Genomic DNA, 719 nt, shown 5'->3' with positions numbered 1-719 from the left:
ACATCGCCGGGTCAAAGGTTCATATCACCTCGCCGACGCTTTTCGCAGATTAGCACGTCCTTCATCGCCTCTGACTGCCAGGGCATCCACCGTGTACGCTTGGTCGCTTAACCTCACAACCCGAAGATGTTTCACTTCTGATTGCGATAATTGAGAGACTCACGAACAACTTTCGTTGTTCTGTGTTTCAATTTTCAGCTTGATCCAGATTTTTAAAGAGCAAAACTTCGCAGTGAACCCTTTCAGGTACACTCTGAAGTTTTCTTACGTAAACGTTCTACAGAATGGTGGAGCTATGCGGGATCGAACCGCAGACCTCCTGCGTGCAAAGCAGGCGCTCTCCCAGCTGAGCTATAGCCCCATCGTGTAGTCAGAACCTCTTTACCGATAATTCGTTTCCGGGCGCGGCGTGGTGAAGCGAAGCATACATCAGTATGCGAGCTTTGCCACAACAAAGCACGGGAGCGAATTTGGTAGGCCTGAGTGGACTTGAACCACCGACCTCACCCTTATCAGGGGTGCGCTCTAACCACCTGAGCTACAAGCCTGTAGAGGTTTTACTGCTCGTTTTTCATCAGACAATCTGTGTGAGCACTACAAAGGCAGGTTCTTTAAGGTAAGGAGGTGATCCAACCGCAGGTTCCCCTACGGTTACCTTGTTACGACTTCACCCCAGTCATGAATCACAAAGTGGTAAGCGCCCTCCCGAAGGTTAAGCT

Annotated in this window: 2 tRNA genes and 2 rRNA genes; all 4 read right to left on the bottom strand. The window is 50.1% G+C overall.

Annotated elements, in window-relative coordinates:
• Window positions 1-113 (bottom strand): 23S ribosomal RNA (locus tag OOJ60_RS24555); the annotation flags it as partial.
• 172 nt (window positions 114-285) lie between these two features.
• A tRNA-Ala gene (locus OOJ60_RS24550) sits at window positions 286-361 on the bottom strand.
• 110 nt (window positions 362-471) lie between these two features.
• Window positions 472-548: transfer RNA gene (locus tag OOJ60_RS24545), tRNA-Ile, on the bottom strand.
• Window positions 549-617: 69 nt separating this feature from the next.
• A 16S ribosomal RNA gene (locus tag OOJ60_RS24540) occupies window positions 618-719 on the bottom strand; the annotation flags it as partial.

Source organism: Citrobacter sp. R4, from assembly GCF_026719175.1.
GTDB classification, from domain to species: domain Bacteria; phylum Pseudomonadota; class Gammaproteobacteria; order Enterobacterales; family Enterobacteriaceae; genus Citrobacter_A; species Citrobacter_A sedlakii.
The sequence above is the reverse complement of the archived record's forward strand: the minus strand, read 5'-3'. Positions and strand labels throughout refer to the sequence as shown.